The sequence below is a fragment of the Acinetobacter sp. YH01008 genome, assembly GCF_013420435.1.
Classification (GTDB): Bacteria; Pseudomonadota; Gammaproteobacteria; order Pseudomonadales; family Moraxellaceae; genus Acinetobacter; species Acinetobacter pseudolwoffii.
The window spans coordinates 1-6,322 of sequence record NZ_VOYD01000059.1 but is presented as its reverse complement, the minus strand read 5'-3'; the positions used below and the strand labels follow the sequence as shown (position 1 = coordinate 6,322).

Genomic DNA, 6,322 nt, shown 5'->3' with positions numbered 1-6,322 from the left:
GATAATCTTTCTCGGATTCAATCAATAATTGAACCGCTCTTTCTCTGATTTCAGGGGTATATTTTACTTTTTTCATCGGGACATTCTCTCAGAAAGCTTGGTCTCCGACAAACCCGGTACGGTTCAAGGTGAGATTTCTAAAATATATGTAGACAAAAATTCAATCAAAACAGCACCAAATAATAATGATATTAGATATTTTTCTATAAAAGAAGTTCACTCAAATCCTAAAAATAATGTAGTGAAAAATAATTTAGCGATTGAATGTTCACAAGGTCTTTTCTTGAGCCCATTTACTAATCAATGGGAACCTATTTTTCAAAGAGGCTATATTATTGGTACTCTAAAAACCTATGAATATTATAGCTATACAACTGTTTGCGATGATGTCAGAGGAAAATATTCTAATAACATTATTATTAATACAAACAGAATTGGATTTTAATAATAGCCTAAGCAGAACAAGCTTCTCAAAAGCTCTTCTATAAAAATATAAAAACCTATAAAAGCAAAAGCACATGCTCTCAACTTCTCAACTCGTTACCCAAGCGTCGCACTTCGTGCTTTGGCTTTGGTGAACGGTTGAGAGAGTTTCGGCAATACTCTCCCTAAAGGCGGTCATTTAAAAAAATGACACATCCTTTAAGTATTGCCGATTTACCGCATATTCTTTTGGCTTCGGAGCCACGTATATCGGTCGTATCCGCACATAGCTTTGCAGACTATGCAGACAAGGACTAAAGGTCTTGCACCTTCTCCCACGCGCTCCCTGTCGAAGTATGGCGGTATCTCTGCGAGGGTTTCCCCAACATGCAACTTAACCAACCTATACAGCTACTCTTAACGCTCCGCTTTTGTGAGATTCCCCTGTAGCGGTTTAGCCTTTCGACTATCGCTACGTTGCACCAGTGACACTTATTCCCTCCACATGCAACGCATGCCAATCCCTAAAACGGACACGCAGAAGCAGGCAAAGCTCGATCTATGATGCTTATTTGATGATTTAAAACACGGATTAACGAAGACTTATCATTTTGAGACTTGATCTAAACACTGTTTATTGTGAAAATAGAGTTCAGGTACCAGCCTTTGGTGAAATCATAACGGTCGCCAAACCTTATGATCTTCGTTATTCGATGGGTTAACATCAAATAACTGCGTACCGTAGAATTTACTGGAAAACCCCTCTAAGTTGCAAGGCTTAGGGGGGATTTTCTTTATAATTTACAATTACAAATTTACTTATCCTTATTTAAAGCAAATTTTCGCTTCTTAATCACAGTAATTGACTTTTCTTGTGAAGCTATATTTTGCTGAATAGCTACCTGCTTCATTTTTACTGGTAAAGTAATCTTTTCATCAGATTTGGGGCTAGATTCTTTAGGCTTTGAATCTGTTGGCTTTTGCAAAGTTGCTTCTTTATTTTTAATTTTTATATAAATTTTATGTACGACCGTATTGTGTTCTTTGATCTCCTTATTTTTACTCTTTATTTTTTTATATTGTTCTTTAAAGGGCGTTATAAAATTCTTAACCGTTGATAGCAGTACAGCTTCATCAGAGTGTATATCTGCTAATGTCTTTGGTGTTTCACTTTGTACAAAATCAATAAAATGTAAGGGAAATTTTTCAATAATCTCTGGAGTAGCAAAACTAACAAAATGATATCCGTGATAAGAAATTACAGCGTAATTTGTATCCTGTTTAATCGGATGTTTGATATATCCCTTTACTGTCGCTTCTCCTTGATCCAATAGCTTTTTTAGATAGAAATCCTTGATATGATTCTCTAAAACTCTACTTTTTCTATAAAAATTAATCTTATTGTTAATCTCTTCTCGCTCTTCTATTTCATCAACAATATCTAACTTATGACTAAATTCAACAAATTGAGCATGATGATATTCAGCAAGTTTAGAAGTCCAAATTAAGATTTGTCCAAGATTATCAGGCTTAATAATCTCAATATCGTTGAAATCAAGTTTTTTTATTAGTGCAAGTTCTTCATGCTTGAACTCTTTTCTTTCCAAACTTGAATGTTTCAACATAACAACTTCCTTAACCACGGCGTATCCTTCAAAAACTATAAAGTAAAAGCTCATTTGGTATGAATACCAAATGAGCTTTCTAATTAATCAATCAAACATTAAAACAAAAAAGGGAGGTCATACCTAATTAAGTACGTTTCAATGCCATAATATGGCGAACCATATCGTTAATATGTTGTTTTGTTTCATTATCTTGTGAACCTAACCATGTCACCACATCAGCATCAAAAGCCTTTGCTTGAGCGATGGCGTGACGTTCCTGTAATTTTTTCACAAAACTAGGTTTAACCAATGGGGCATTGGTAGGATCAAAATTTTTATAGCGTTCTAATTCATTTTGCATTGCTGTACCTCCGCTTTTGGTGATGTGATGGTTCAAATGCAGTGATTATTCTCGCAACATCTCCACGTTCAACCCAAACCACTGTTAATAGTCTACCACGATTGCTTAAACCGACTGATATTAGTCGTTGTTCGTCATAGTGTCCTACATCATCAAAAGACATCAATGCAGGATCAAGGAAAATACTACAGACTTCTTCGAACGTAATTTCACGCCCTCTGTAGACTAAATCCATTTTTTGGTCATGCCATTCAAATAACAAGCCGTAATATTCAATCAATGGCATGATTACCCCTTTTCCTCTCGTAGAATTGAAATTAAGTAAGAATTTTCTTTTAGCATAAGAAATATTCTTATTATTTTGGGTCTATGACACAAAAATCGCCATTTTTTCCATATCCGCACTGCTTTTTCATCACTCGGACACACGGTTTAGATTCTCCATCAACTTTACAACTTCCAATATCAAACTGGATGCCTTGCTGTCTCAGGCTCTCGATCTGCGGGATATTGCCTAAAGGTTTGATATAAACACTAAACAGCCAAATGATACCAAGCATCAGAATGGCAAAGATGCCTAGAACAATGGTAATGAGCTTCCATGACAACTGATCACGGGCTGATTCAATTGAATTATTCAAGCGTCCAAGTGCTTTAGCGGTCTTAATAAGCTCCGCTGTACCCTCCTGTAAGCCCGTATTTAGCGATTTTGATACAGTATGGTGGGTCTGCCCAGCAATAGTGCTTTGAATGTGTTCTTTCGTGATTTGAAGCTCTTTAACGGCCTGATTGACGAGGTTCTGCTGTTGTTCTGCAACTGCCATTAGTGCATATAGCTTTTTTTCATCAGGTGTCATCGGCTCATCCCTCTAAACTTCATTGTTTTCTGTTGCTCTCTTTCTAATTTCTGCTGTTGTTTGTACTGTTCCAAAGCAAGCTGTTTAAAGCTGTCAAAATCAGCCTTAAAGCTCTCAATACCCTGTTTAATTTCTTTGTCTGAAATTGGGCTGTTTTTGAGGTCTTTCAGGTCTTGTTTGGGGTCGCCTAAGTCTAGTCGCTCAAGCTCTTTATAGGCTGTACGTGATTGTTGTAGGGCTTCCCTAATTTCAGGGTCTTTGGCTTGGCTTGGTAACAGTTTCTTTTCGGGTTCTTTCTCTATGCCTTGCTCTTTGTAGCTTCGCATATCAATACGGCTATCAATTTGATGTTTTTCTAAATGGCTGTTGCATAAATCCGCCCATCTTTGGCGTAGGTCTTTAATATCAATTTTTCGTTCCTGGTAACTCTTGCCTGTATTGTCTTTTTTAGCTCCGCCACGTTCAGGATTTTTGCTGTTATAGCGTTTGAAATATTGCTCTGGATCTCGTTCGATTCCATCTTGCAGACGTTCATTAAACATGAGATGCACGTGGGGCTGATCGTTGCCGTCCATTGCTTTAGGGTTATGAATCGCAAACTGATATGGATATTTTGAGCCGATCTCGGACTGAATGAACTCCTCAACCAGTTCTAGACGTTGTTTGGCATTCATCTCTCTAGGCAGGGCAATTTCATATTCTCGATAGGTACTGCCATTTTTGCGCTCGTAAAGGTCGGCTGCTTCCCAAAAGGTAATCGGATTATGTTCAGCCCATTTCGGCATATTCCCATAGGCACTATGTTCAAGGTCGGTTTCTGCCTGTTCTTGTTTCAGCTTTTTTTCTTCATCCCGATCAATATATTCGGCATGCGGTGCTGCTTTACCTGCCTTACCGACTTTGACACTTAAACGAGCAATCGCCATTAGGTCTTATCCTGTTCCTTTTTTCGGTTACGTTCTTTTTTAAACGCTCTTTGATCAAGTATCGAAGCCCACATCATAATGATGATAATTAGCGGTGCTGCGATCACGCCAAAACTAATATCTTTGATTTTTCCCAATACCTGTTTTAGTTGCATGCTGTTGCTCCTAGCTTTGGTACTTCTTTTTTTCATTCAATTTTCAATTGAACGAAAAAAAGAAGTTTCAGGGTTTTAGGGATGAAGTCCCTAACGTGCTTAGGTTTCTCAATGAAATTGAGAAACGTCTAAGCGCGCCATCAATTTTTTGATGGAAGTACAGGCGACAATCTCTAGAACGACTTTAACAAAATTGCGTACCTTGGACGTAATTATTTTGTTATCGTTCTTTGAGTATTGAGCCTGTGCTTTTGCGGTATATGAATTAAGGAATTGAATATGAATAATGATTGGCTGTCTGAAAAAATTACCTACATTTCTGCTTTAAAGAATCCCAGTGATGCACAAAAGCTTTTATTAGAATTAGCTCAAATCCAATACCGTACTCCCGACCAAGAGAAAAAATTGAATGCCTTGATCAAAGCTGAAAAAGCCATAGATCGAGCGAATAAACAGAAGATAGCAGTCAGAAAATTACTGAATGCAGAAAAGGAAGCTGAACGAAAAGCTCGTACACGTCATCTCATTCAATTAGGCGCACTTTTTGAAATTGCTAACCTTGATCAGCGTGACCCAGCCGAATTACTTGGAATTCTGCTTAAAACTGCTGAAATAGACCCAAATGATATGAAATGGCAAATTTGGAAGGATTTAGGATTAGAAGTTCTCAAACAACGTAAAAATAATTCAAATTAATTATAAGCTAAGCTAGATCAGCAATAAATTAAGTTATGATTTAACAAATCATTATGAGATTTCATAGGACAATTAATGAAAAAGTTTATCTTAGGACTCTGTCTATCTTTACCAATTCTCTCTCATGCAGCACCTAAATGGGAACTTGCTAATGTATTCATCACAAACAAAGATAAAGGTGAACCGTACCGGGTTTGTCGGAGAGTTTTTTATTTAAGTTAGGCCACCTGACCTAACGGGTTAATCTTATCATAGTACATTGCTTCAAAATCAAAAGGTGATACATAACCTAGTGCACTATGTACACGCTCTTTATTGAACCAATCTACCCAATTTAGTGTCGCAAGTTGGGCACTGTTGCAAATAGGCTGACATGATAAGCTAAATATCTTATTTATTTCGAGATACAGCAGATGAATCCCTTCCACGGTCGGCACTTTCAAGGTGAAATCATTCTTTGGGCTGTTCGTTGGTATTGTAAATATGGCATCAGCTATCGTGAACTTCAGGAAATGCTGGCCGAACGTGGAGTGAATGTTGATCACACCACAATTTATCGCTGGGTTCAGCGTTATGCTCCAGAAATGGAAAAACGTTTACGTTGGTATTGGCGTAATCCTACAGATCGACATTTATGGCATCTGGATGAAACTTACGTAAAAGTGAATGGCAAATGGGCATATCTATACCGTGCAGTTGACCAACGTGGCCATACTCTTGATTTCTATCTTTCTGCTAGACGAAATACCCATTCAGCTTATTGTTTTCTTGGAAAAATTTTAAATAATGTGAAGAAGTGGCAAATTCCACAAGTGATCAACACGGATAAAGCACCCACATATGGACGTGCTTTATCACGGTTAAAACGGGAAGGTAAATGTCCACCAGACCTTGAGCACAGGCAGATTAAGTATAAAAATAACGTGATTGAATGTGATCATGGCAAGCTAAAGCGGATCATCAGGGCCACATTAGGATTCAAATCTATGAAGACGGCTTATGCCACAATTAAAGGTATTGAAGTCATGCGTGCACTACGTAAAGGACAAGCATCGTCATTTTATTATGGTCAGCCTCAGGGTGAAGTGTGTCTAATCAACAGGGTTTTCGGTCTCTAAGTACTTTTTAAAGGGAACATCATCGACTCAAATCTCTATTTGCAACAGTGCCCCATGAAGTGCCTGCCTGCGTCTGTTAGCCGAACGCCCCGCGCATGGCGCTCAAATAGCAGGACACCAAGGTTATCCTCCAGCGCTTTCACACGCGCGCTGACGCTCGACTGGCTGATACCAAGTGC

10 protein-coding genes and 1 pseudogene are annotated in these 6,322 nt (G+C 38.1%); 3 read left to right on the top strand and 8 right to left on the bottom strand.

Annotated elements, in window-relative coordinates:
- The first annotated feature begins 28 nt into the window (after window positions 1-28).
- Complete coding sequence (locus FTT75_RS15305) at window positions 29-445, top strand: hypothetical protein (protein WP_163169825.1); 417 nt, start codon at window positions 29-31, stop codon at window positions 443-445.
- Window positions 446-1,238: 793 nt separating this feature from the next.
- On the opposite strand, the gene FTT75_RS15300 is transcribed toward FTT75_RS15305, so the two are convergent.
- From FTT75_RS15300 to FTT75_RS15275, 6 genes are all read right to left on the bottom strand, one after another.
- Window positions 1,239-2,048 (bottom strand): hypothetical protein, encoded by an 810-nt coding sequence (locus FTT75_RS15300; RefSeq protein ID WP_108091266.1) that lies wholly within the window; start codon window positions 2,046-2,048, stop codon window positions 1,239-1,241.
- A 127-nt stretch (window positions 2,049-2,175) separates the two neighbouring features.
- Complete coding sequence (locus tag FTT75_RS15295) at window positions 2,176-2,391, bottom strand: hypothetical protein (RefSeq protein ID WP_042087985.1); 216 nt, start codon at window positions 2,389-2,391, stop codon at window positions 2,176-2,178.
- Complete coding sequence (locus FTT75_RS15290; RefSeq protein WP_042087986.1) at window positions 2,381-2,677, bottom strand: BrnT family toxin; 297 nt, start codon at window positions 2,675-2,677, stop codon at window positions 2,381-2,383. The genes FTT75_RS15295 and FTT75_RS15290 overlap by 11 nt, the downstream gene beginning before the upstream one ends.
- A 70-nt stretch (window positions 2,678-2,747) precedes the next feature.
- Window positions 2,748-3,248, bottom strand: coding sequence for a hypothetical protein (locus tag FTT75_RS15285; protein WP_068550831.1), 501 nt, complete (start codon window positions 3,246-3,248; stop codon window positions 2,748-2,750).
- The gene (locus FTT75_RS15280) at window positions 3,245-4,174 is read right to left on the bottom strand and encodes a MobA/MobL family protein (protein ID WP_119065094.1); all 930 of its coding nucleotides are present in this window, start codon (window positions 4,172-4,174) and stop codon (window positions 3,245-3,247) included. The genes FTT75_RS15285 and FTT75_RS15280 overlap by 4 nt, the downstream gene beginning before the upstream one ends.
- On the bottom strand, window positions 4,174-4,329 hold the full coding sequence (locus FTT75_RS15275; protein WP_002061201.1) for a hypothetical protein: 156 nt from the start codon (window positions 4,327-4,329) through the stop codon (window positions 4,174-4,176). The genes FTT75_RS15280 and FTT75_RS15275 overlap by 1 nt, the downstream gene beginning before the upstream one ends.
- A 279-nt stretch (window positions 4,330-4,608) precedes the next feature.
- Here FTT75_RS15275 and FTT75_RS15270 point away from each other — a divergent pair, with 279 nt between their 5' ends.
- Window positions 4,609-5,025, top strand: a complete 417-nt coding sequence (locus FTT75_RS15270) for a conjugal transfer protein TraD (RefSeq protein WP_108091264.1) — start codon at window positions 4,609-4,611, stop codon at window positions 5,023-5,025.
- Window positions 5,026-5,243: 218 nt separating this feature from the next.
- Here the strand turns inward: FTT75_RS15270 and FTT75_RS15265 are convergent.
- Window positions 5,244-5,375: pseudogene (locus FTT75_RS15265) on the bottom strand (IS3 family transposase); the annotation flags it as partial.
- 63 nt (window positions 5,376-5,438) lie between these two features.
- Between FTT75_RS15265 and FTT75_RS15260 the strand changes: the two are divergent.
- Entirely contained in the window at window positions 5,439-6,143 is a 705-nt protein-coding gene (locus tag FTT75_RS15260) for an IS6 family transposase (RefSeq protein WP_005028420.1), read from the top strand.
- 35 nt (window positions 6,144-6,178) lie between these two features.
- Here FTT75_RS15260 and FTT75_RS15255 read toward each other — a convergent pair.
- The coding region (locus FTT75_RS15255; RefSeq protein WP_180007109.1) for a LysR family transcriptional regulator at window positions 6,179-6,322 on the bottom strand (144 nt) is incomplete at its 5' end.

Coding starts and splice junctions, on each gene's coding strand:
- FTT75_RS15300 (WP_108091266.1), bottom strand. CDS start 2,048: ATGTTGAAACATTCAAGTTTGGAAAGAAAAGAGTTCAAGCATGAAGAA.
- FTT75_RS15295 (WP_042087985.1), bottom strand. CDS start 2,391: ATGCAAAATGAATTAGAACGCTATAAAAATTTTGATCCTACCAATGCC.
- FTT75_RS15290 (WP_042087986.1), bottom strand. CDS start 2,677: ATGCCATTGATTGAATATTACGGCTTGTTATTTGAATGGCATGACCAA.
- FTT75_RS15285 (WP_068550831.1), bottom strand. CDS start 3,248: ATGACACCTGATGAAAAAAAGCTATATGCACTAATGGCAGTTGCAGAA.
- FTT75_RS15280 (WP_119065094.1), bottom strand. CDS start 4,174: ATGGCGATTGCTCGTTTAAGTGTCAAAGTCGGTAAGGCAGGTAAAGCA.
- FTT75_RS15275 (WP_002061201.1), bottom strand. CDS start 4,329: ATGCAACTAAAACAGGTATTGGGAAAAATCAAAGATATTAGTTTTGGC.
- FTT75_RS15270 (WP_108091264.1), top strand. CDS start 4,609: ATGAATAATGATTGGCTGTCTGAAAAAATTACCTACATTTCTGCTTTA.
- FTT75_RS15260 (WP_005028420.1), top strand. CDS start 5,439: ATGAATCCCTTCCACGGTCGGCACTTTCAAGGTGAAATCATTCTTTGG.